This window comes from Ruegeria sp. CDSA193 (assembly GCF_059611885.1).
The window spans coordinates 314,266-336,002 of sequence record NZ_JBXWPN010000003.1; the positions used below are offsets into that span (position 1 = coordinate 314,266).

Genomic DNA, 21,737 nt, shown 5'->3' on the forward strand with positions numbered 1-21,737 from the left:
TCCTACTTGTAGATTTCGGGCAAGAACGTAGTCGAAATCGCTGGCATATAAGCAATCAGCAACACAACCAAGAACATACAAAGAACAAAGGGAACGGCACGGGCGGCAATCTTGAGGATGGATTCCCCGGTTATGCCAGACACCACGAACAGGTTGAGCCCCAATGGCGGCGTGATGAAGCCTACGCCAAGAGCTGTGATCATCATGATGCAGAACTGTATCTCGTTCATGCCGATGTTGTCCGCGAGTGGTTTCAGGATAGGCGCAAGGATCACGATATTCGGCGTGGTTTCCATAACGCAACCGGCGGCGATTAGGATTCCGATCATCAGCAGGATAAGTAACCATGGTTCATCCGTCAGCCCGGTCACCGATGTCACAAAACCTTGCGGCACGCCCATGATGGCCAGCGCTTCGGCCAGCGGAGCCGAGAAAGCGATTATGGGAAGGATGACGCCGTTCACCTTTGCCGAACTGACCAGCATGGCGGGAAAATCCGCAAGGGACAGCGTCCGCAGAATAAAGCCCATGATGATTGTCACGACGACGGCCGTTGCACCCGCTTCTGTTGGTGTCAGGCGGCCCGAGAATATGCCGTAAAAGATGATGCCCGGCACGATAAACGCATACCAACCGGATTTTAGAGCACGGCCCAGATTACCCAACCATTCGGCCATCGTCATCTGTCCGCCACCTTCATAGGCGTAGATGCGATTCACGATCAGGTTCGTGATCAGGATCGACAACAGGATCGCGATCCCCGGGATCAAGGCCGCAAGGAACAAGGTCGATGCGGATATCCCCAGAACAAGGCCGATGATGATATAGGCGATCGACGGTGGGATCAAAATGCCGGTACAGGCGCCTGCCGCCACCAGAGCGCAGGCATAGGGGCGCGGATAGCCGCTTTCGACCAAGCGTGCGATAGTCATACGTCCGACCGCGGCCGCACCAGCTGCGTCCGATCCCGAAATGGCCGCGAACATGCCACAGACAAGAACCGTCGCAGACCCGAAACCACCTTTGGTGAAACACGTCAATGCCTCGGCAACATCAAGGAATTTTCGACTGAGCCCGGTTCGGACCAGCACGTCCCCTGTCAGGATAAACAGCGGCACCGCGGTCAGCGCAAAGGCATCAATGCCGGTGAACAGCTTTTCACCAACAAGGCTCAGGGGAAGGTCGCCGGACATGACCAACATCAGGATCGCCGAGGTCCCGATGGCGGCCCAAACCGGAACCGCCAGAGCAATCAGCGAGACGAATATGATAACGGGCAGATAGAAATCCCAACCCAGCTCGACGGTTTGATCAAAGGTTTGCCAAAGCATTCAAATCATCCCTCAATCAAAGAGTGTGTCGCCCTCAAAAACGGGTTTGCCCGTTCTGAGAGAATGGATGTCGCGCAGTAGGGATTGAATCAGCCGCAATATGATCAAGCCGAACCCCAATGGAACCGCCATCAGGAACCATACTTTGGAAATGCGCAGCCCGTCCGTGACCGACCCGAATTTGGCAGACACATGCACGGCTTCGTAGGACCAATAGAGGGCAATCACAGCAACACCGAACATCACCAGGTCGCCAAAGATATACAGCAAAGCCTTCGGACGCGGCCCAAGGTAGTGCATCAGCACGTCAATGCGGATATGCGCGCGCTCTTTCACTGCAGCCGCAGCACCAATCCATGCGAGATAGATGAAGGAGTACCGCACAATTTCTTCGCCCCAGATCGAGGAAAAAGAGAATATTTCCCGGCGCAGCACCTCGATCGCCATGGTGATGACAAGCATCACGTAGAAGACCAGAAGCAACCAGCGCTCGGCGTCTCTATCAATTCGGCGCAAAAAGCTCATGTGAGAACCTGCTGATTTGCCTAGCAAAACGCACCGCGCTGACGCGTTTGGATTTTACTGAGGCGGGAAAGATTGGTGATCGGGCGCGCGTGGAGGCACGCCCGACCCGACAGTTAAGCGTCATGCACGTAGTACTTGCCTTGGGTACCTGCGGCTTCTTCCATCTTGGCGAAGTTGTCCATGGACCCGGCCAGATCGATCTTGAACTCGTCCCATTCGGACCGTTGGTAGCCACCAGCGGCTTTCCATTCGGCCAGTTGCTCTTCGCTGAGCGAGTGGAATTCGACACCTGCTTTGATCAGTTCGGCCATAGCGTAGGCACGGGCCGATGGCACTTTGGCAAGGTTCTGGTGCGAGGTCATCTCGGACCCCCACATGATCCCTTCCTGCACGTCGGCGGGCATTGAGTTAAACCATTCCAGGTTGCACGAATAAACTTGGCTATCCGGCACGGCCTGAGTGAAGGTCACATGGCTCAGGATATCTTTGAAACCAAAGACTTCGAGCGCACCCACGGACGGGTCAAGCGCGTCAGCGACGCCCTGTTTGATCGCAGACGGGGTTTCTCCCCAGGCCACAGGCGTCGGATTTGCACCAACCATGCGGTAGTATTGCTGCAGCATCTTCGAGCCGGGAACGCGGAACTTGACGCCGGACAGGTCGCCAGGTGTCAAGACCGGTCCGGGGCCACCCTTGCGGATGGCAACGACACGGGGGTCGATGTTGATATAAAACAGCGCCTTGAAGCCGTTCTCCTCAACCTTCGGCTCGACCGTGTCCTTCCAGAACTGCGAGTTGACGAGGTTTGTGAAACGCTGGTTTGACCCGCACAGATACGGCATGTTGATCAGGTCAACGGTCGACGCAAACGGCGCGAAATTCGAAAGCGAATGCTGTGCTGCCTGAATTGTGCCACCCTGCACCGCCTGCACCAGCGCGCCGCCTGCACCCAGCTGCCCGCCAGGCGCGAGTTTGACATAGACCTTGCCGTTGGTCGCGTTCTGGATGTTTTCCTTCAGGTCCAGCTGCATGATTGGATAACCACGCGACGCACCGACCGGATAGGCAGTCGCCAGAACCATGATATGGTCCGCTGCAGCCTCGCGGTCGCGCTCTTCGCTGGCACTTTGCGCTGCAGCTTCAGTTGACCACAACGTCCCCGCAGCACCAGCTACCATGGCCGCCGTGAAGCCGCCTGTTGCCGTCAATTTCAGAAAATTTCGGCGTGCTGCCGACGCAAGGTCCTTGCGATCTTTGTCCATTATGTTTCCTCCCAGAAATCCTTAGCTGCCGTTCTTTTTGTTTCGGTCAGCCTCTTTTTGAAGAATGGCGACGACAAACAATATCGACGCGGCAAACAGAACCAGCATTTCGCCCACGTCCCCAAGGAATGCGCTTGCTGCAAAGGCCCCCAGAGCGACGTTGGCGAAGTAGATGACAAAGACGATCAGCGAGGCGGTAAGGAACATAAAACAGGATCCGAAAAGGTTGCAGTTCTGAGCGACACTGTAAGCGCTTACATTTGATTCGTGCAAGCGCTTACATTGAGGCGCATTTTTTGGCGCTCTCGGCGATTGCGGACAGGAAGACCCCAAGCAGCGACCAAAGTAATACTATTATGGTCGGATACATTCTGAAAATTCAGCGTGTTAGCCAAGTCGCCGTACAACAAGAACGGTAGGCCGGGTTCCACACCGCTGCATCAGCCGATGCGCGGGATATCAAAAGCCCCGACCGTGAACTTATGGAGAAAATCAATAAATGAGATGACCAATCTGCAGGCGGTAGCGAGTATCTCGCCCCCTGCATCCCGCTATGGCAATTTGATCGGAGGCGGCTTTTGCAAGCCAAAGGCAGGCCGGTATTTTGACAATCTAAGCCCGATTCCCGTCCAGCCCATTGGCCAGATCACACGGTCTGATGCTTCAGACGTTGAGGCCGCGCTGGACCCAGCGCATTCGACTGCCGATGCCTGAGGTTCGACCAGCGTGACCGAGCGTGCGAATGTTCTCACGCGGATAGTGCAAAAGCTGGCAGACAATCTGGAGCTGCTAGCTATTGCGTGGTTCTGAATCCGGCCAAGCAACGCCAGCGACAATCATGGTGATCTGTGAACTGATCGCGGATATCCTGCCTGCTGGCGTGTTGAATGTTGTTAACGGATTTGGCCTTGAGGCGGGTATAGGGCCCTGCGGCGTTCATTTCGCATATAATACGTTTTCTTCAATTCTGATTGAATTCTCTCAAGACACTGAAGCCTGACGGTTTTGACCGCCAATCAATGCCTAACCTCGTTACGAACCATGACGAACTCAAAGCCAAACTATATGGCAGAGCGGTTGGAGAAGGCTCATGCCATCGCCGAATTCACTGACCTGTATATGACAGAAATTGCATTGGCCTGTGGATTTGTTTCCTGTACGACGCTTTCGCAGCGATACAAGCAAAGATTTAGTAGAACGCCAGTCGATCAGCGCATAAAGCAGAGCGCATAGAGGTGCAAAATCATATGTGTCTACAAGGCGTTTTCGCTGATTGCGACGAGCTATGACAGTACATGCGATCCTCATCGTACTGTTTGCGGCTTTCCTTCATGCGCTGTGGAATGCGGTCGTAAAGGGCGCGCCTGACAAGGCCATTATGTTGGGATTAATCTCGATCGGGCATGCCATACCTGCGCTTGCCGTGCTTCCTTTTACGGGCTTTCCAGTAATGGCTGCAATTCCATACATTATTGGTTCCACCTTGATTCATTGGGGATACTACTGGTTTCTCAACACGGCCTACCGTTACGGCGATTTATCGGTGGTGTACCCCATCTCGCGCGGGATAACGCCCATATTAGTGGCGTTGGGAGCGGTCTTTCTTGCCGGTGAATTCCTTCCTCCGGGCGCGTGGATCGGTATTGTCTGCATTTCGGCCGGCATCGGTTGCCTGTCTTTTGGCGGACTTGGAAAGGGCACGAACTGGGTAGGCATCGCGGCGGCATTCGGAACTGGTTTGATGATTGCTTCCTACTCTCTGGTTGACGGTATTGGCGTGAGACTCTCAGGGAATACGCTTGGATATATCACGGTATTGTTCGTGGCCGAGATCTTCGTGGCGGGGTTCATCTTCTCGACTCGATGGGACCGCCTCATCGCACTTCCAAAGAGATATGTCTGGTCAGGTTTAGCAGGAGGAATCATTTCCGGCTTAGCCTATGGTCTGGTGCTCTATGTTAAGAGTTTCGCGCCGTTGGGTGTTGTATCAGCGCTCCGAGAAAGTTCGGTCATCTTCGCTTCAATAATAGGTGTGATGTGGTTTGGTGAGGGCCCAAAATCCAACAGGCTCCTGGCGGCGATAATCGTGGCAGTTGGAATTGTGGTTCTGGCCCTAACAAGATGACGTACAAGTTGGACTAAGGAGAAGGAAGTTGCGCGATGACGAGTCCAAGGCGCAGGTCTTTAACTTCGGATAAGGTCGCCGCACGTGTCTTATAGCCCGCGAGGCGCTTCTTGCCAGCTTCAGGGAGTTCTTTGGACCAACTATAGTACAGACTCTGATCAATGCCTCCCCCGCAGCACAGCTCAGCAATACTGCCTTCGCCCTTGAGCTTGTCCAGAACGATCCTGATCTTCTCCTCCGCTGAATAGCGCTTGCGGGTAGCACGACGGATATCCTTGACGATCTTTTCGCCGTGGCTCTTACGTGTTCTGGGTTTCTATCTCACCTCCACTCCTTGGCGGGTACGATGTGCCAGAAAATCTCTCTTATCAAATCGACCTGTACTGTCCCGCAAGTGCTGACGTCAGACATTTGCGAAGGTATTTGCGAGCACTATGACCGTCATGTTCGATTGTCGGCTGTCCAGTCGACAGGTAGCAGTATATAGCCTCGGATTTCGTAGCCCACCGCCCGTTCGATGGGCCAATGCCGAAGCGTACTGATTTGAACGGAACTCTTGGGTGACTGGTGCAGGGAGAGTTCCTATCTCATATCAATGGGATATGACACTCAATTCCGAGCGCTAGGGCGGATTGCCTTACATAGGTTTTGCTTATGATGTGGAAGGTATAATCGATTTTTCTTGATCTATTTATCTGTCACACTGCCGGGGCATGGAACTGCAAATAAGCGCTGCTCAAGAATGGCGTTCCCGAGAATAATCAACCGACAGAGGATCACGATGAAACATAAGACCAAATTTCTTGCAGCCCTGGCCGTAAGCTCCTTGACTGCTACAGTTGCGTTATCTGAAACCGAATTGACAGTTTACACAGCCGTCGAAGCTGAAGACCTGGCGCGCTACGCTGAGACGTTCAATGCGAGCAATCCGGACATCAAAATCAACTGGGTTCGGGATTCGACCGGGATCATCACCGCCAAACTGTTGGCCGAGAGGGACAACCCTCAGGCAGACGTCGTGTGGGGTCTCGCAGCCACTTCGCTTTTGTTGCTCAAGTCCGAAGGTATGCTGGAGCCTTACGCGCCTGCGGGTGTTGGCGACCTAGACGCGAAATTTGTCGATGGCGACAATCCTCCGGCGTGGGTTGGCATGGACGCTTGGGTTGCCGCAGTTTGCTACAATACCGTCGAGGCCGAGAAAGCGGGATTGACGCCGCCGACATCGTGGAAGGATCTTACAGACCCCATGTATAAGGATCAGGTGATCATGCCAAATCCGAACTCGTCGGGCACTGGTTTCCTTGATGTTTCAAGTTGGCTGCAGATGTTCGGCGAAGAAGGCGGCTGGGAGTACATGGACGGATTGCACGAGAACATCGCGCGATATACCCACTCTGGTTCAAAGCCGTGCAAACTGGCTGCTGCAGGTGAGATCCCGATTGGCATCTCTTTTGCTTTCCGTGGTGCTAAGTCGAAAGCTGATGGTGCGCCGCTTGAGATCATTGTCCCGTCAGAAGGTGTCGGCTGGGACATGGAAGCGACCGCTATTGTTGCCGGTACTGCAAATCTCGAAGCCGCGCAGAAACTGGTTGATTTCACCGTCACCAAGGAAGCCAACGAGATGTACAACACAGGGTACGCCGTTGTCGCCTATCCTGGCGTCGCAAAACCGGTCGAGCACTTCCCTGAAGGTCTTCTGGATGCGATGATCGACAACGACTTTGAATTTGCCGCCAACAACCGCGCGGCGATACTGAAAGAATGGCAGTCTCGCTATGACGGGAAGTCTGAAGCGAAGTAAACCAACCAGCAGAAGAGGTGTAAGCACCTCTTCTGCACACCACTCTATTTTTCCAAACAACGCGACCAGCGCGCCCGGCTTCAACCGGCCCAGATCGGCCGTTCCCGAGGTGCAGATATGAGGACCGCTCCCGTGCTTCAGAAAACCCCACCCGGTGAACTGTATCTAAGCATCCAGAATTTGTGGAAGGCGTTCGGCAGCTTTCTTGCACTCAAGGACATATCCCTCGAAATCAACGAAGGCGAATTTGTCTGCTTTCTGGGGCCGTCGGGTTGCGGCAAAACAACCTTGCTCCGGGCGATTGCGGGTCTCGATCTGCAAACCAAGGGCACTGTCATGCAAGACGGCAAGGATGTGTCAAATCTGCCGCCGTCAGAGCGTGATTTCGGGATTGTGTTTCAGTCTTACGCCTTGTTCCCGAACCTGACGATCGAAAAGAACATTGCTTTCGGCTTGGAAAACACTGGTCGCAGCAAATCGGATATTGCCGTTCGTGTCAGCGAACTGCTTCATTTGGTTGGGTTGCCTGAACAAGGCAAAAAGTATCCTGCGCAATTGTCCGGTGGCCAGCAGCAGCGGATTGCGTTGGCCCGCGCCATTGCGACCAACCCCGGTCTCTTGTTGCTGGATGAGCCGCTTTCGGCATTGGACGCAAAGGTGCGCGTCCATCTACGTCACGAAATCAAAGAGCTGCAGCGCAAACTGGGTGTGACTACTGTGATGGTTACGCATGATCAGGAAGAAGCGCTGGCGATGGCGGACCGGATCGTGGTCATGAATCATGGGGTTATCGAGCAGGTGGGGTCACCTACAGAAATTTACCGAGAACCCGCAAACTTGTTCGTGGCAGACTTCATCGGGGAAATGAACCAGATCCAGTCTCAGGTCACCAAGGGTGGTCGACTGAGCGTCGGCGAAAAGACCTTTGCGTGCCTCAGCCACACGTTCAACGACGGAATGCCAGCGATTGCGGCGATCCGACCCGAGGATATCATCCCGCATGAGGCTGGTTATCTCGATACCGGCGGCAACAGGAATTGCATCGACGTCACTCTCGATGAAATGGAATTCCTCGGTTCATTCTGGCGATGCCGCTTGAGCAACGAGCGATTTGGATCTTCGGAACTGATCGCAGATTTTTCGATCAATGCCGTGCGCCGCCTAGAACTGGAAGAGGGTAGGACCATGGTGATTGAACTGCCCGAAAACCGGCTAATGGCCTTCGATGTTCCGGAGACGGCAGCATGAGCGAGATTTCAACCAACCCGGGGACTCTTCCAGCCGGACCTGACATCAAACCCAAGCTCAGCAGGGATGACATCCTGATGCGCGGCAGCATGATCGTGATCGCACTCTATCTGGTCGCGACGTTGGTCCTGCCGCTTTACACGATGCTTTCCAAGTCATTCTCGACCTATCGGATGGAGTTGTCACAATACGAGTTTCAGGTCAGTGACGAAGCGGGGCAATTTGAAGGAACCATCCTGTCAGCCGACACACTGAACGAACAAACCGGGGCTTTTTCAGGCACCGAACTGTCTACCGGCTCAGACGGGCGGCTTTCGGTAACCGAGCTTTTTCCCGATTTCAGCTTTCGCAGTCCGGTCATGTACCAAATCCGTAACACAAGCGACACCGGGCGGTTTCTTGTCGGTTCTACGCTGCAAGACAATACGGATTGGGTCACGCTCGATTCCAATCAGTTCCGGCGGGTTCAGCTGAGGCCAGTTCAATCGCGAGGCTTGGAAAATTTCGTCAACTACTTCTCAACCCCGGCACTGTTCAATTCTATCAAGAACTCCCTTTGGATTTCTGTAATTAGCACCATTGTCACAGTAACTTTGGCGTTCTGGTTCGCTTATGCGCTGAACCGGAGTTGCATGCGGTTCAAGGGTGTGTTTCGTCTGATTGCGATGGCTCCGATCCTGGTGCCTTCGCTCTTGCCCGGGATCGCGCTGGTCTATCTGTTCGGCAATCAGGGCATGATAAAAGAGTTGCTGTTCGGCGCCAGTATCTATGGTCCGATTGGCATCGTGATAGGCTCGGTGTTCTTCACCTTCCCGCACGCCTTCCTGATCATTTCAACGGCGCTGGCGATCTCTGATGCACGACTATACGAAGCTGCAGTCAGCCTGCGTTCAACGCCGTGGCGTACTTTTTGGACGGTCACCGTTCCCGGCGCGCGATATGGTCTGATCTCGGCCGCTTTCGTTGTATTTAATCTGGTCATAACTGATTTTGGTCTGCCAAAAGTGATTGGAGGTCAGTTCAACGTTCTGGCGGTTGATATCTACAAGCAGGTGATCGGCCAGCAGAACTTTGAAATGGGTGCCGTAGTCTCGGTCGTTCTGGTGATCCCGGCAATCCTGGCGTTCGCGATCGACCGCATGGTGCAATCAAAGCAGGTTGCCTTATTGTCGGCCCGGTCGGTCCCTTACCAGCCAACCCCAAATCGAAAGGCAGATCGGTTCTTTCTAGTCTATTGCTGTCTGATCGGTTTGTTCATCGTTGGGCTGCTGGCTGTGTGCCAATTCGCGGCGCTCATCAAGTTTTGGCCCTACGACCTGAGCCTGAGCCTGAAGAACTACGATTTCAACAAGATGGATGGTGGCGGTTGGGGCTCCTACATTAACTCGATCAAGCTGGCGCTTTTGACGGCGGTGATCGGTACTTCAGTCGTCTTCTTTGGTGCCTATCTGGTTGAAAAGTCGAACGGGTTCAGAACAGGTCGATCGATCTTTCAGATGTTCGCGATGCTGCCAATGGCGATCCCGGGCATGGTGCTGGGCCTGTCCTACATCTTCTTCTTCAATAGCCCGTCTAATCCGCTGAACGGTATCTACGGAACAATGGCAATTTTGGTGATCTGTACGGTGACACACTTCTATACTGTGTCGCACCTGACGGCAGTGACAGCGCTCAAGCAGATGGACAGAGAATTCGAGTCGGTGTCAGCCTCGCTCAAGCAACCGACGATGAAGTTGTTTGCCCGTGTCACGGTCCCTGTTTGCCTGCCAGCCGTGCTGGACATATCAATCTATCTGTTCGTAAACGCAATGACGACGGTATCTGCGGTTGTGTTCCTATACTCGCCCAAAACCACGTTGGCATCTATTGCAGTGCTAAACATGGACGATGCGGGCGATATTGCGCCAGCTGCCGCAATGGGGATGATGATCTTCTACACAAACGCCGCAGCGCGGATCATCCACCTGATTGCCTCCAAAGGCGTCCTCGGTCGCACGCAAGCCTGGCGAACCCGCTGACAAGAAAACCCAATTAGGCATCTCCCCACCGATCACTGATTGGTGGGGTTTTGTTTTTCTTCTAGAACAGAATTGGCGAATTTCATGAAGGCGCGAATGGTCTTCACCTCACGCCGTTGGGAGAGATAGATCATACTTTCTCCCATTTGCAGGTCGACGTCTTGCAGCTTGATTTGTCTGAGACGGTCGTCGTGACCGTATTCTGCCTGGGACACGAACCCGATACCTGCACCTGATGCCACCAACTCTCTGACGGCCTCTCTTCCTTCGGCCACAATCGCCGGTTTCAGCGGCACCCCCCGTTTACTGGCTTCATCTTCGAGCTTTTGGCGTGTTTTTGATCCCTGTTCCCTGAAGATGAGAGGCAACTCCGCCAGCTCTGCGAGGGACAATGTAGGTTTTGAGGCGAGAAGCAAACTGCGGGCCGTGAATGCCACGATCTCGGTCGAACCAAGGCTAAGAACGCTCATGTCCTTGCCGGGAGAGACACTGCCAACAACACCAATTTCTGCATTGTAAGATCTGAGCTCCTCCAAAATGTCCTCAGTGTTGCCAGCGCGGACGGTAATCGTAATGTTCGAATATTTTTCTCGGAACGGCCCCAGAAAGTCGGTCAAGTGGTGCGCGGAATCGGCAAGGATCCGCAGCTCGCCGTCGATCGCAGCCCTCGTTTCAGACAGATAGTCCTCAATCTGATCCTCGATCTCAAAATACTGCTTGGTGTACCGGTAAAGCTGCGTCCCCTCCGGGGTTAGGTTCACTCTTTTTCGCTCACGCTTGAACAACAACAAATCATGATCCTGCTCAAGTTTGCGAACCTGCTCTGAAATTGCTGGCTGCGTCAAAAAAAGCGCCTCTGCAGCACGCGAAAACCCACCATATTTGGCTACGAAATGAAAGGCTTTGAGCTGGCTATGTCGCATTTCAAACTCCTGAAGGTTCGAGCATAGGCTGAGCTTATAATTAGATTGATATTTGCAATTTCACATATAGCTGCGGTTGCTGCAACTGTGTCTTTGAAACGTTGATCTGGAGCTTGGTTATGACGTCTTCTTTTCCTCAAATTGAACAACCGCGTCTCGGCGAGCCCTATCTACTAACTCCTGGCCCCTTGACCACGTCATACGCCGTGAAAGAAGCCATGTTGAGGGATTGGGGAAGCTGGGATGATGACTTTCGGGGTATGACCCAGGAGTTGCGCTCCAGTCTATTGGCATTGCTTGGCGAGGGCGCCGATGAGTTTGACTGCGTACCGATGCAGGGGAGCGGATCGTTTTCAGTAGAGGCGATGCTGGCTTCGTTCATTCCGCGCGATGGCAAGGCATTGGTGCTGGCCAATGGCGCTTACGGTCAACGCTCGGCGCAAACGCTCGAGTATCTGGAACGCGATCATGTTGTCTTGGACAAGGGCGACTATCTGCCGCCGCGTGGTTCAGAAGTTGCCGAGATTCTGGCGAATGATTCCGCGATCACCCATGTCGTTGCTATCCACTGCGAAACAAGCTCGGGCATTCTGAATCCGGTAGAGGAAATATCGGAGGCGGTTTACGCCGCTGGTCGCAAACTTCTTGTCGACTCAATGTCAGCCTTTGGTGCGATCGAGTTGAAGCCTACGGAAGTCCGCTATGAGGCAATGGTTTCGTCCGCCAACAAGTGTATTGAGGGTGTTCCGGGGTTTGGGTTCATAATCGCGCGCAAGAACGAGCTTGAGGATGCCAAGGGTAACAGTCATTCGCTGTCTCTGGACGTTCACGCGCAGTGGGCGCATATGAACAAAACCGGTCAATGGCGATTTACGCCGCCCACCCATGTGGTTGCCGCTTTCATCGAAGCCCTCAGGGCACATGCGGCTGAGGGCGGCGTTTCCGGTCGCGGAGCCCGATACACCAGCAACAGGGATGTTGTGGTCGCCGGCATGCGTGAGCTGGGTTTCGAAACTCTGCTCGACAATCGCTGGCTGAGCCCAATCATCGTAACATTCTTCTGCCCGGCCGATGAAAACTTTGTCTTTGATCAGTTCTACAAACTGATGAAAGAAAAAGGGTTCATCATTTACCCGGGCAAGTTGACCGTCGTCGACAGCTTCCGCGTTGGGTGCATCGGTCAGATGGACGACAAGGTTATGCGGAAAGTTGTAATTGCCGCCAAGGAAACTCTGGAAAAAATGGGTGTGTCGAGTGCCACACCTCCTCTCCAAGCTTTAGAAGAACGCGCCAAACTGGCCGCTTAAGGATCAAGGAACAAACCAAATGACCATCCACACCCCTGTTGAAGCCAACGAGCGTGTCTACCCGATGCCCAAAGTGCCCGCCATTGCCATCTGCCTTGACGGCTGTGAGCCGGAATATCTGGACAAAGCTATTGCTGACGGTCTGATGCCGACGCTCAAGCGGATGCGCGAAACCGGCACTGACCGGCTGGCCCATTCGGTGATCCCGTCGTTTACTAACCCTAACAACCTCAGCATTGCGACTGGCCGTCCGCCTATCGTGCACGGCATCTGTGGAAACTATCTGATTGATCCGGACAGTGGTGAAGAAGTGATGATGAACGATGTGCGCTTTTTGCGTGCACCGACCGTGTTCAAGCAGTTCTATGACGCTGGCGCCAAGGTGGCCATAGTCACCGCGAAGGACAAGCTGCGCGCGTTGTTGGGGGCGGGTCTAAAGTTCGACGACGACCGGGCCAAATGCTTCTCTGCGGAAAAGTCCGACACGTCGACCCAGGCTGAGCATGGTCAGGAGAAAGCAAGCGCATGGTTGGGCATGGCCCAACCCGAGGTCTATTCGGCAGAGTTGTCCGAGTTTGTCTTTGCTGCGGGTGTCAAATTGCTGAAAGAGTGGAAACCAGATGTGATGTATCTGACCACCACCGACTACGTGCAGCACAAATACGCACCCGATCAGGCCGAGGCCAAGGCATTCTATGAGATGTTTGACAAATATCTGACCGAACTGGACGCCATGGGCGCTGCCATCGTGGTCACCGCCGACCACGGCATGAAGCCCAAGCACCACGCCGATGGCTCGCCCAGCGTGGTATATGTGCAGGATCTGGTGGATGAATGGCTGGGCAAGGACGCGGCCCGTGTCATCTTGCCGATCACGGACCCCTATGTGGTGCACCACGGCGCACTCGGGTCGTTTGCCACCTGCTATCTGCCCGAAGACGCGGATCGCAACGACATCATCGGCAAACTGAAAGCTACACCCGGCATCACTCATGTTTTGACCAAAGAAGAGGCGATCAAGCGCTTTGAACTGCCCGGTGACCGCATTGGCGATATTGTGATGGTCTCGGGTGAGAACATCTGTATCGGTACCTCTGAAGACCGCCACGATCTGGCCGCTCTCAACGAGCCGCTGCGCAGCCACGGTGGACTGACCGAGCAGGAAGTTCCTTTCATCGTAAACCGGGTTATCGACTTGGGGACTGCGCCCGAGTTGCGCAATTTTGATGCGTTTTTCTATGCAACCACAGCGGCGGCGCAGTAATCCATGAAAGATCAAACCATGTCGAAAATCGAAATCCGCAATGAAGGAATGCGCATCGGGGGCGAGATCGTCTTTACCGACGAAACGGTGCCGGTTCTGTACCCATACACAAACGAGATTGTCGGGCATGTACCCGCCGGCAAGGCGGAACATGCGCGCAAAGCGTTCGAAATCGCGGCAAATTACACTCCAAAGCTCACACGGTATGAGCGCAGCCAGATCCTGCAGCGTGCGGGCGAGTTGATTGGTGAACGTCGTGAATACCTTGCCAAATGGCTGACGTTGGAACTGGGTATCTGTCACCAGCATGCGATTTATGAGACCAAGCGTGCACAAGATGTCTATCAGTTCGCCGCCGCTGAGGCGATGAAGGATGATGGCGAGATCTTTTCATGCGACCTGACCCATAATGGCAAAGATCGAAAAATATTCACCATGCGCGAGCCGGTGAATGCGATTTCAGCAATCACACCATTCAATCATCCACTTAACATGGTCAGCCACAAGATCGCGCCATCAATCGCGACCAACAACTGCATGGTGTGTAAGCCGACGGAACTGACGCCACTGACGGCGCTGACATTAGCTGACATCCTCTACGACGCGGGTCTACCACCCGAGATGTTCCAAGTGGTTACCGGCTGGCCAGGTGACATTGGCGATGAGATGATCACCAATGACAACATCGACATCATCACATTCACCGGCGGCGTGCCGGTGGGTAAGATGATCGCCGAAAAAGGCGTTTACAAGCGGCAAGCTCTGGAACTGGGGGGCAATGACCCTCTGATCGTTTTGAACGATCTTTCTGACGCGGACCTTGAGAAGGCCGCGACCATTGCAGTGGCAGGCGCCACAGGCAATTCGGGTCAGCGCTGCACTGCGATCAAACGTATTCTGGTGCAAGAAAGCGTGGCCGACAAGTTTGTGCCATTGGTTCTGGAAAAGGCGAAGCAGATCAAGTTCGGCGACCCACAAGACCCCGAGACCGAACTGGGCTGTGTCATCCATGACAAGGCAGCTGAACTATTCGAAAAACGCGTTTACATGGCCGAGGCCGACGGCGCAGAAATCCTCTATCATCCGGGCCGTCAGGGCGCACTACTGCCGCCCATCGTTGTCGATAAGGTCCCCCATGACAGCGAGCTGGTGATGGAAGAAACCTTTGGCCCCATTGTGCCCATCGTTCGGGTTCCGGACAATGACGACGAGGTGATGCGTATTTCGAACGGTACCGAATTCGGCCTCAGCTCAGGCGTCTGTACGAACGACTTGAACCGTGCGATTGCCTTTATCAACGGTCTGAACGTGGGCACCTGCAACATTTGGGAACAACCCGGATACCGTATCGAAATGTCCCCCTTCGGAGGCATCAAGGACAGCGGTAATGGGGTTAAAGAAGGTGTCATCGAGGCAATGAAGTTTTTTACTAACGTAAAAACTTACTCGCTGCCCTGGCCACGCTAGTTTTTGTGCCCCGTCCCGACCCGGGTCGGGGCACCACAAGTTCCTCCCTGGTACTGGCGGACTTTGCGAGGTCCGCATTTTTTCACAAGCGGCGTTGAGGAAAAAGCATGTCACAAATCGTCCACACGGAAGGCGAATCCAATACTTCCAGCGCGCGAAAAGCATGGATGAAGGAATCTATAGGGCCTAATTCTTCACCCTTGCTGAAACGCGACGCTAACGCGTTTCTCCACCAGTCACTGTCCTCGCCATGCGTTAGCACCATTGCCAAGGCTGAGGGGATTTGGGTCGAAGACCTGGACGGCCGCCGTTACATGGATTTCCATGGCAATTCAGTGCATCATATCGGTTACGGACATCCCCGTTTGATCACCGCGATCAAGGCGCAACTGGATGACCTGTCTTTCGCACCCCGTCGCTTCACCAATGATCCCGCGGTTGAATTGGCCGAAAAGCTCGCCGAAATCGCGCCAGACGACCTTGGGAAAATGCTGTTTACGACCGGCGGCTCTGATGCAAACGAGGTCGCTCTCAAGATAGCGCGCGCTGCCACCGGTCGGTTCAAAACAATTAGCTTCTGGGATGCCTTCCACGGTGCCGGTTTTGGCGCCGCAAGCGTCGGCGGCGAGGCGACATTTCGCAGCCATATAGCCGGCCCGCTTCTCCCGGGTGCAGAGCACGTGGCACCTTTTGCCTGTTACCGATGCCCGTACAATCACGCCGGCCCAGATACCTGTGGGTTGGCTTGTGCAAAAATGGTCGAGTTCGTTCTAGAACGCGAGGGAGACGTAGCTGCGGTCATCGCTGAGCCTATGCGCGCGGTGCCTTATGTGCCGCCACCGGGCTTCTGGAAAGCTGTGCGGGAGGCGTGTAATCGTCACGGGGCTCTCTTGATCATGGACGAGATTCCCACGGGGCTTGGAAAGACCGGCAAGATGTTTGCCTTTGAGCATGACGAGATTATCCCTGACATCGTCACCTTGGGTAAGGCACTTGGCGGAGGCATCCTGCCGATTGCAGCTTGTATCGCGCGAACCAAACTAGACGTCTGCGGGGACTTTGCCATTGGACATTATACACACGAAAAAAACCCGGTGACTGCACGCGCCGCGCTTACCACAATACAAATCATCGAAGATGAAGGGTTGGTTGACCGGGCGGCTGAGTTGGGCGAGCACGCTATGGATCGTCTCATGGGCGAGCTTCAGAATATCCCGATCGTGGGTGACATTCGCGGCCGTGGTCTGATGTTTGGTGTCGAAATTGTCGATGACCGTGCCGACAAGACACCTGGAAATGCACGAGCCGAGCGGATCTATTATGCTTGTTTGGAAGCTGGCCTAAGCTACAAAATCAGTCAGGGATGTGTGCTTACATTGTCACCGCCGCTAACGATCACGCGCAAGGATCTCGACTGTGCGATCGACATTGTTGTCAACGCGATTAAGGACGAATGTTGATCTTTGTGGCCATACCTTTAGAGCAAAACACGCCGTTGCTCTGTCTGCTTCCAGGAAAACAGTGGTCAATGGACGTGGAGATCAATTCTCAATTATGGCGCCAAGGGCCATTGCCTACCGCCAAGAAAGTGAATGCGTTTTCCCGGTGGAACAGGCGCGTCCGATTTATTTCAGCAAACTCGGGCGCTGAGCGTTTTATCGAAATTACTCGGCCGCAAAATCACCGGGTCGGTCTCCGGTCGTTGGTTGGCAAGATTGCAGCGCACCCTGTTATTCCAAGCAAACCGTGGGAGTGAGGTAGAGCATGGCGATAGTCAGCTTTTTAATCAGCCTTGCTGGCGCGACGATGTTGCTGCTTTTTGCAGTTCGAATGGTACGCACTGGAATTGAGCGCAGCTATGGAGCGTCGTTCCAGCGCGTTTTGACGCGACAGCACAGTTACCTGCAGGCCTCTGTTGTGGGTCTGATGATGGCGGTTGTACTGCAAAGTTCGGCGGCAGTGGCGCTGTTGACCTCTGGGTTTGCTGCCAGTGGAATGTTGAGTTTTCCTGCCGGTCTGGCGATTGTGCTCGGAGGCGATCTGGGTTCCGCACTGATCATCCAGATTCTTACGTTCCGGTTGGACTGGCTTATTCCAATGCTGCTGGCGATTGGAGGCTATCTATTCGTCAAGACCGAAGCCAAAAAAGCCCGACAACTAGGGCGTATTCTGATGGGCGTTGCCTTTATCCTGATCTCACTTCGGTTCCTTCGTGAGGCGATGGATCCAATTCGGGACAGTGCATTTTTACCCGCAGTGGCGGATTACTTGTCGCGCGACTATATCACTGCATTTCTTGTCGGGGGTGCCTTAGCCTTCGTCATGCATTCCTCGGTAGCGGCCATCCTTATGTGTGTGACACTTGTGCAAATTGGAGCGATCCCATTTGCCGCCGGAATGTCTTTGGTTTTTGGCGCGAACTTTGGCTCGGCCTTCATTCCGGTATGGCTAACCCGAGGAATGCCAGTGACGGCCCGGCGAATACCCTATGCAAATTTGGCGCTGCGAGGCAGTTGGGCGTTGGCTAGTTTGTTTGCGGCAAATTTTGCTCTACGAACCGGGCTTTTGGGCGACCCGCAAGGGGGGCAAATGCTAGTCAACGTGCATCTTGCTTTCAACCTGTCGCTTTTGGTTTTAGCCCTTCCGTTTTGTGAACACTGGCAGAACTTGTTCGAAAGGCTCTTGCCAGACCAGCAGAAAGTACAGAAGTCGCAACCCGCACAACCGGTCAGCGCATTGGACATGGAAGATGTGGCAAATCCCAATCAGGCCTTGCCGAGCCTCAAGCGTGAGCTGCTACGGATGAGCGATCTTCTCGAAACCATGTTCCGTCCTGCTCTTGAACTTTACCGCAGCGGAGACAAAGAGCAGATCCGGTCAGTTCAGGCCATTGACGAGGACGTAAACCGGTGCCTCTCGGGTATTCGAGCCTTCGTCGCCGCGATACCCCCTGAGCTATATGAAAAACACGATGCTAAAACCGCGCGCGACCTTATGGAGTTTGCGATCAGGCTTGAAACGGCGGGTGACGTTGTCGCCAAACGCCTGACTGTATTGGCCGGTGAAATGCGGGCCAAAGGCTCTAGCTTTTCGCAAGATGGCTGGTCCGAACTTGTTCAGATGCATGAAGGTATTCTTGCAAACATGAAACTGGCATCAAATGTACTTGTTTCAGACGATCTGGAAAGCGCCCGGCTTCTCAGCCTTGAGAAAACCGAAATCAAACGCGTGGAACGTGAAAGCCGCAAGCGTCACCTGCGCCGGTTGCAGCATGGAACAACGGAAAGCTTCGAAACCAGTGATATTCATCTAGAGACATTGCGGGCTTTCCGGGAGTTCAACAGTCATATTGCATCGATTGCTTACCCGGTCCTTTACCAGAACGGTCAACTTCTCGAGACACGATTGATCAACGAAATTGCTGAATAGGCCCGGGCCGGTCTCAATGCGAAGACAAGAAAAGCGCGAGAACAAAGGCGACTGGAAACACCGAAGTGAGTTCGTTCTCGAAATCAAATTTTGAAATTGTTCAGTGTCTTCCAAAACCTGAGCCCAACACTGCGCAGTGCACAAGGGTCTAAGTAACCGGATCGAAGGATCCCACCAATCAACCCGAAAACGCGAAAAGATCATCGGTCCCGACAAGTCACTCTGGCAGACTCAGAGATTTCTGGTTGCCCATGACCAGATCACCATCAGCTCCCGTCTCCCCGCTATCAACTTACTTCAGCTTTATACCACCATGCCCGATCAGATGCCTTCCAGTTTTGGATCAGCTATGCCCGCGAAATGTCCTCCTGACGACATAGGCGCCGACGTTCTTCAATCTTGCTCAAGCAAGCTGGCAATCCCGGCAGAGTTCTTAGGTATTGGATATTCCGTTCTAGTACCATTCATCCGGCATTCGCGCTTTGCGTTCTGACACGAAGTCTTCAAGCGCGGCTTGTATGCCGGGTTTCATTTCAGGACGCTGGTAATCGTTCAACATCTGATGCCACCGCGCAGTGGCGCGTTGATCTGACGTGAGAGCACCATTTTCAGACCAGGTCTCGAATGGCCCTGCATCAGAAATTTGTGGCTCATAATTTGCTGCCGCATAGTGGCGCAGCGTGTGTTTGGTCGACAGGAAATTTTCGCCTGGGCCCGTTTCAAAATAGGCATCACGGCCAAAGGCCTCTTCATCCGTTTCGAAGCCCTGCAACAGTTTCAGCATCGCGCCACAGTGGTCTAGATCCATGATGAATTTCTCGTAGGACATCACAAGCCCACCTTCGAGCCAGCCTGCCGCATGCCAGACCTGATGGGCTCCGGACAAAAGCGTGGACCACATGGCACCGGTGCTATCCTGCATCGCTTGCCCGTCTGGCGCGTTGGAGGCGGTGATCTGCCCACCGCCAGAGCGCACAGGTACGCCAAGCCTTCGTCCCAATTGTGTCAGCGCCATCGTGGTCATGTTCGCCTCGGGCGATCCAAAGATCAGAGCGCCCGTTCGCAAGTTCATTGTAGAGTGGAACGAGCCGAACACCACCGGACAACCGGGGCGCACCAGTTGCGCAAGCGCAATGCCAACCATCGCTTCTGCCAGAGTTTGCGCCGCCACCGCCGCCGGCGAAAGCGGCCCCATGGCACCCGCGAAAATCGCAGGGGAGACGCAGACACATTGGCCTGCCTCCGCATAGATACGCAGAGCCGACGACATGGTATCATCATAAACCAGCGGCGAATTGACGTTGATATTTGCCTGCATCACCGCGTGGTGCTCCATGAAGTCCCGTCCAAAGACGAGGCGTGCCATCTCGATACTGTCACGCACGCGCTCGGGTGCCGTAACAGAGCCCATAAAGGGCTTGGTTGAGAGTGTCAGATGCGCCAGCATCATGTCCAAATGCCGTTTATTCACCGGCACATCTGTCGGCTCGACAACCGTGCCGCCGGAATGATGCAAGGCGGCCGCACTGTAGGCCAGTTTGACGAAATTGCGGAAATCCTTCAGCGTCGAATATCGTCGGCCCTTCACCAGATCGCTGACAAAGGGAGAGCCGTATCCCGGCATCAGCACAACGTTGTCACCGCCAAGTGTCACCGTTCTGACCGGGTCTCGGCCATGCAACTGAAATTCATTTGGGGCCGTAGCGCAAAGCGCACGGACGTGACCCGGTTCAAACCGCACACGTTCGCCATCGATGAGGGCACCCGTTTGGGCGAAGTGATCCAGTGCCGTTCGATCCCCCCGAAACTCGACGCCAATATTGCTTAGAATCCAGTCGGCTTGATCTTCGATCCGGGCCAATACCGTTTCACTTAGTAGATTGTATGCAGGTATCCTGCGACCCGTGAACGGTGTGCTCTCAGAAGGGGCAATACTACGGGCCAAGCGGCGTCTGCGCGCGCGGCCGCGGTGCCCCGCCGGTGTCGGTGTTTCTGCTATTGCGTTCAACGATTCCAACTTCATTTCATCGCTCCACGAGCTTGAATGCGGTTGTCGACCTTAAAAACATGTTTGAAAATCGAAAAAAACTACTCTTAGCGTTTAGAAAATTTGTACACTAAGAATATGAGTACCCGATTTCATCACCATGACTTACTCAGGCTATTTGCCGAGATTGCTCGTTATTCCAGCTTCTCGACGGCAGCATCGGCGCTCAACATGACAAAGGGCGCCATCAGCTATCAGATCAAAACGCTTGAAGCCGATCTTGGGATGATCCTGTTCCAGCGCACATCGCGTGGTGTCACACTCACTGGTGAAGGATTAAAACTGCTCGCGATCTGCCAGACCCGATACGAAGAAATCGAAGCTGAAATTCATGCATTAAAGGGGATTTCAACGCGTTCTCTAACCGTTGGCGTCTCGACCTATTTCGCTGCGCGCTGGCTGTCGCCACGCCTGATGTCATTCATGCAAAGCCACCCGGACGTGCAGATTCGCATTCAACCGATGATCGAGTTTTCAGAAGCTGAGATGCAGGATGTGGATCTTGCAATCAGGTGGGGTAGCGGGAATTGGATCGGCGGCACCGTTACTCCGTTCATGCCCATGCCGCCCTATCCTGTGGGTGACCGGGCGGCAGCTGACCTAGTGATAGAGTTAGGAATGAAAGAGGCAATATCGCATCTTACGCTGCTAAGAGATCGTGATGACAGCAACGCCTGGTCTGATTGGCTGAACGTCGCAAAGCTTCCCCGACAATCAAGGAGAGATGCGTTAATCGTTCCTGACCCAAATGTCCGGGCGCAGGCAGTCATCGACGGACAGGGAATAGCTTTGATGGATGATCTGGTTCGGGACGATCTAAATGCTGAAAGACTGTTTCGGTTGTCGGAAACCGATCTGCCCGACTATGGGTATTTTTTGGTTCAACCGTATAGCTCCGCACCAACCGGCGCAGTACAGTCCTTCTCGGAATGGATTCTGGGTCAATCGTAGCAGTCATTCCCCTTGAGTATCCTCAGAGCCGTTATTATA

The 21,737-nt window shown here is 54.0% G+C and carries 17 protein-coding genes and 1 pseudogene; 11 read left to right on the forward strand and 7 right to left on the reverse strand.

The annotated features are described in order from the left end of the window. Positions 1-2: 2 nt before the first annotated feature. From AC2FLG_RS07000 to AC2FLG_RS07015, 4 genes are all read right to left on the reverse strand, one after another. Positions 3-1,331 carry a TRAP transporter large permease gene (locus AC2FLG_RS07000; RefSeq protein WP_142637703.1) on the reverse strand — a complete coding sequence of 443 codons (1,329 nt, stop codon included), beginning with the start codon at positions 1,329-1,331 and terminating at the stop codon, positions 3-5. A gap of 12 nt (positions 1,332-1,343) precedes the next feature. Beyond that, the gene (locus AC2FLG_RS07005) at positions 1,344-1,856 is read right to left on the reverse strand and encodes a TRAP transporter small permease (RefSeq protein WP_281973202.1); all 513 of its coding nucleotides are present in this window, start codon (positions 1,854-1,856) and stop codon (positions 1,344-1,346) included. A gap of 113 nt (positions 1,857-1,969) precedes the next feature. After that, positions 1,970-3,118 carry a TRAP transporter substrate-binding protein gene (locus AC2FLG_RS07010; RefSeq protein WP_142637699.1) on the reverse strand — a complete coding sequence of 383 codons (1,149 nt, stop codon included), beginning with the start codon at positions 3,116-3,118 and terminating at the stop codon, positions 1,970-1,972. Between the two features lie 21 nt (positions 3,119-3,139). Further along, positions 3,140-3,325, reverse strand: coding sequence for a hypothetical protein (locus AC2FLG_RS07015; RefSeq protein ID WP_142637697.1), 186 nt, complete (start codon positions 3,323-3,325; stop codon positions 3,140-3,142). Between the two features lie 297 nt (positions 3,326-3,622). Here AC2FLG_RS07015 and AC2FLG_RS07020 point away from each other — a divergent pair, with 297 nt between their 5' ends. Together AC2FLG_RS07020 and AC2FLG_RS07025 are read left to right on the forward strand one after the other, a co-directional pair. After that, the gene (locus AC2FLG_RS07020; RefSeq protein WP_496705590.1) at positions 3,623-3,832 is read left to right on the forward strand and encodes a hypothetical protein; all 210 of its coding nucleotides are present in this window, start codon (positions 3,623-3,625) and stop codon (positions 3,830-3,832) included. 571 nt (positions 3,833-4,403) lie between these two features. After that, a complete protein-coding gene (locus tag AC2FLG_RS07025; RefSeq protein ID WP_496701306.1) occupies positions 4,404-5,243 on the forward strand; it encodes an EamA family transporter in 840 nt (279 codons plus the stop codon). A 49-nt stretch (positions 5,244-5,292) separates the two neighbouring features. On the opposite strand, the pseudogene AC2FLG_RS07030 reads toward AC2FLG_RS07025, so the two are convergent. After that, positions 5,293-5,526 (reverse strand): annotated as a pseudogene (locus tag AC2FLG_RS07030) (transposase); the annotation flags it as partial. 498 nt (positions 5,527-6,024) lie between these two features. Here AC2FLG_RS07030 and AC2FLG_RS07035 point away from each other — a divergent pair. The 3 genes from AC2FLG_RS07035 (at position 6,025) to AC2FLG_RS07045 (ending at position 10,310) form a co-directional block, all read left to right on the forward strand. Beyond that, the gene (locus AC2FLG_RS07035; RefSeq protein ID WP_281973206.1) at positions 6,025-7,044 is read left to right on the forward strand and encodes a putative 2-aminoethylphosphonate ABC transporter substrate-binding protein; all 1,020 of its coding nucleotides are present in this window, start codon (positions 6,025-6,027) and stop codon (positions 7,042-7,044) included. Between the two features lie 132 nt (positions 7,045-7,176). After that, the gene (locus AC2FLG_RS07040) at positions 7,177-8,292 is read left to right on the forward strand and encodes a putative 2-aminoethylphosphonate ABC transporter ATP-binding protein (RefSeq protein WP_281973207.1); all 1,116 of its coding nucleotides are present in this window, start codon (positions 7,177-7,179) and stop codon (positions 8,290-8,292) included. Next, positions 8,289-10,310 (forward strand): putative 2-aminoethylphosphonate ABC transporter permease subunit, encoded by a 2,022-nt coding sequence (locus AC2FLG_RS07045; protein WP_282022012.1) that lies wholly within the window; start codon positions 8,289-8,291, stop codon positions 10,308-10,310. The genes AC2FLG_RS07040 and AC2FLG_RS07045 overlap by 4 nt, the downstream gene beginning before the upstream one ends. 32 nt (positions 10,311-10,342) lie before the next feature. Here the strand turns inward: AC2FLG_RS07045 and AC2FLG_RS07050 are convergent, their stop codons facing one another. Next, positions 10,343-11,233 (reverse strand): LysR substrate-binding domain-containing protein, encoded by an 891-nt coding sequence (locus tag AC2FLG_RS07050; protein WP_142637687.1) that lies wholly within the window; start codon positions 11,231-11,233, stop codon positions 10,343-10,345. A 119-nt stretch (positions 11,234-11,352) separates the two neighbouring features. Between AC2FLG_RS07050 and AC2FLG_RS07055 the strand changes: the two genes are divergently transcribed. From AC2FLG_RS07055 to AC2FLG_RS07075, 5 genes are all read left to right on the forward strand, one after another. After that, positions 11,353-12,540 carry a 2-aminoethylphosphonate--pyruvate transaminase gene (locus tag AC2FLG_RS07055; protein WP_496692054.1) on the forward strand — a complete coding sequence of 396 codons (1,188 nt, stop codon included), beginning with the start codon at positions 11,353-11,355 and terminating at the stop codon, positions 12,538-12,540. Positions 12,541-12,559: 19 nt separating this feature from the next. Next, the gene (gene phnA / locus AC2FLG_RS07060) at positions 12,560-13,804 is read left to right on the forward strand and encodes a phosphonoacetate hydrolase (protein ID WP_271949911.1); all 1,245 of its coding nucleotides are present in this window, start codon (positions 12,560-12,562) and stop codon (positions 13,802-13,804) included. Between the two features lie 3 nt (positions 13,805-13,807). Beyond that, positions 13,808-15,271 carry a phosphonoacetaldehyde dehydrogenase gene (gene phnY / locus AC2FLG_RS07065; protein ID WP_496692052.1) on the forward strand — a complete coding sequence of 488 codons (1,464 nt, stop codon included), beginning with the start codon at positions 13,808-13,810 and terminating at the stop codon, positions 15,269-15,271. A 107-nt stretch (positions 15,272-15,378) separates the two neighbouring features. Further along, positions 15,379-16,731 (forward strand): (R)-1-hydroxy-2-aminoethylphosphonate ammonia-lyase, encoded by a 1,353-nt coding sequence (pbfA, locus tag AC2FLG_RS07070; RefSeq protein ID WP_496705592.1) that lies wholly within the window; start codon positions 15,379-15,381, stop codon positions 16,729-16,731. 304 nt (positions 16,732-17,035) lie between these two features. Further along, entirely contained in the window at positions 17,036-18,700 is a 1,665-nt protein-coding gene (locus AC2FLG_RS07075) for a Na/Pi cotransporter family protein (protein ID WP_496705594.1), read from the forward strand. Between the two features lie 454 nt (positions 18,701-19,154). Here the strand turns inward: AC2FLG_RS07075 and AC2FLG_RS07080 are convergent, their stop codons facing one another. Continuing rightward, positions 19,155-20,723, reverse strand: coding sequence for a trimethylamine methyltransferase family protein (locus AC2FLG_RS07080; protein WP_496705596.1), 1,569 nt, complete (start codon positions 20,721-20,723; stop codon positions 19,155-19,157). 102 nt (positions 20,724-20,825) lie between these two features. On the opposite strand from AC2FLG_RS07080, the gene AC2FLG_RS07085 reads away from it, so the two are divergent. Then, positions 20,826-21,698, forward strand: coding sequence for a LysR substrate-binding domain-containing protein (locus AC2FLG_RS07085; RefSeq protein WP_496705598.1), 873 nt, complete (start codon positions 20,826-20,828; stop codon positions 21,696-21,698). Positions 21,699-21,737: the final 39 nt, after the last annotated feature.

What these genes read in the sequence shown, in the direction of transcription:
- AC2FLG_RS07000 (WP_142637703.1), bottom strand. Translation starts at nt 1,331, where the DNA reads ATGCTTTGGCAAACCTTTGATCAAACCGTCGAGCTGGGTTGGGATTTC.
- AC2FLG_RS07005 (WP_281973202.1), bottom strand. Translation starts at nt 1,856, where the DNA reads ATGAGCTTTTTGCGCCGAATTGATAGAGACGCCGAGCGCTGGTTGCTT.
- AC2FLG_RS07010 (WP_142637699.1), bottom strand. Translation starts at nt 3,118, where the DNA reads ATGGACAAAGATCGCAAGGACCTTGCGTCGGCAGCACGCCGAAATTTT.
- AC2FLG_RS07015 (WP_142637697.1), bottom strand. Translation starts at nt 3,325, where the DNA reads ATGTTCCTTACCGCCTCGCTGATCGTCTTTGTCATCTACTTCGCCAAC.
- AC2FLG_RS07020 (WP_496705590.1), top strand. Translation starts at nt 3,623, where the DNA reads ATGACCAATCTGCAGGCGGTAGCGAGTATCTCGCCCCCTGCATCCCGC.
- AC2FLG_RS07025 (WP_496701306.1), top strand. Translation starts at nt 4,404, where the DNA reads ATGACAGTACATGCGATCCTCATCGTACTGTTTGCGGCTTTCCTTCAT.
- AC2FLG_RS07035 (WP_281973206.1), top strand. Translation starts at nt 6,025, where the DNA reads ATGAAACATAAGACCAAATTTCTTGCAGCCCTGGCCGTAAGCTCCTTG.
- AC2FLG_RS07045 (WP_282022012.1), top strand. Translation starts at nt 8,289, where the DNA reads ATGAGCGAGATTTCAACCAACCCGGGGACTCTTCCAGCCGGACCTGAC.
- AC2FLG_RS07050 (WP_142637687.1), bottom strand. Translation starts at nt 11,233, where the DNA reads ATGCGACATAGCCAGCTCAAAGCCTTTCATTTCGTAGCCAAATATGGT.
- AC2FLG_RS07055 (WP_496692054.1), top strand. Translation starts at nt 11,353, where the DNA reads ATGACGTCTTCTTTTCCTCAAATTGAACAACCGCGTCTCGGCGAGCCC.
- phnA (WP_271949911.1), top strand. Translation starts at nt 12,560, where the DNA reads ATGACCATCCACACCCCTGTTGAAGCCAACGAGCGTGTCTACCCGATG.
- phnY (WP_496692052.1), top strand. Translation starts at nt 13,808, where the DNA reads ATGAAAGATCAAACCATGTCGAAAATCGAAATCCGCAATGAAGGAATG.
- pbfA (WP_496705592.1), top strand. Translation starts at nt 15,379, where the DNA reads ATGTCACAAATCGTCCACACGGAAGGCGAATCCAATACTTCCAGCGCG.
- AC2FLG_RS07075 (WP_496705594.1), top strand. Translation starts at nt 17,036, where the DNA reads ATGGCGATAGTCAGCTTTTTAATCAGCCTTGCTGGCGCGACGATGTTG.
- AC2FLG_RS07080 (WP_496705596.1), bottom strand. Translation starts at nt 20,723, where the DNA reads ATGAAGTTGGAATCGTTGAACGCAATAGCAGAAACACCGACACCGGCG.
- AC2FLG_RS07085 (WP_496705598.1), top strand. Translation starts at nt 20,826, where the DNA reads ATGAGTACCCGATTTCATCACCATGACTTACTCAGGCTATTTGCCGAG.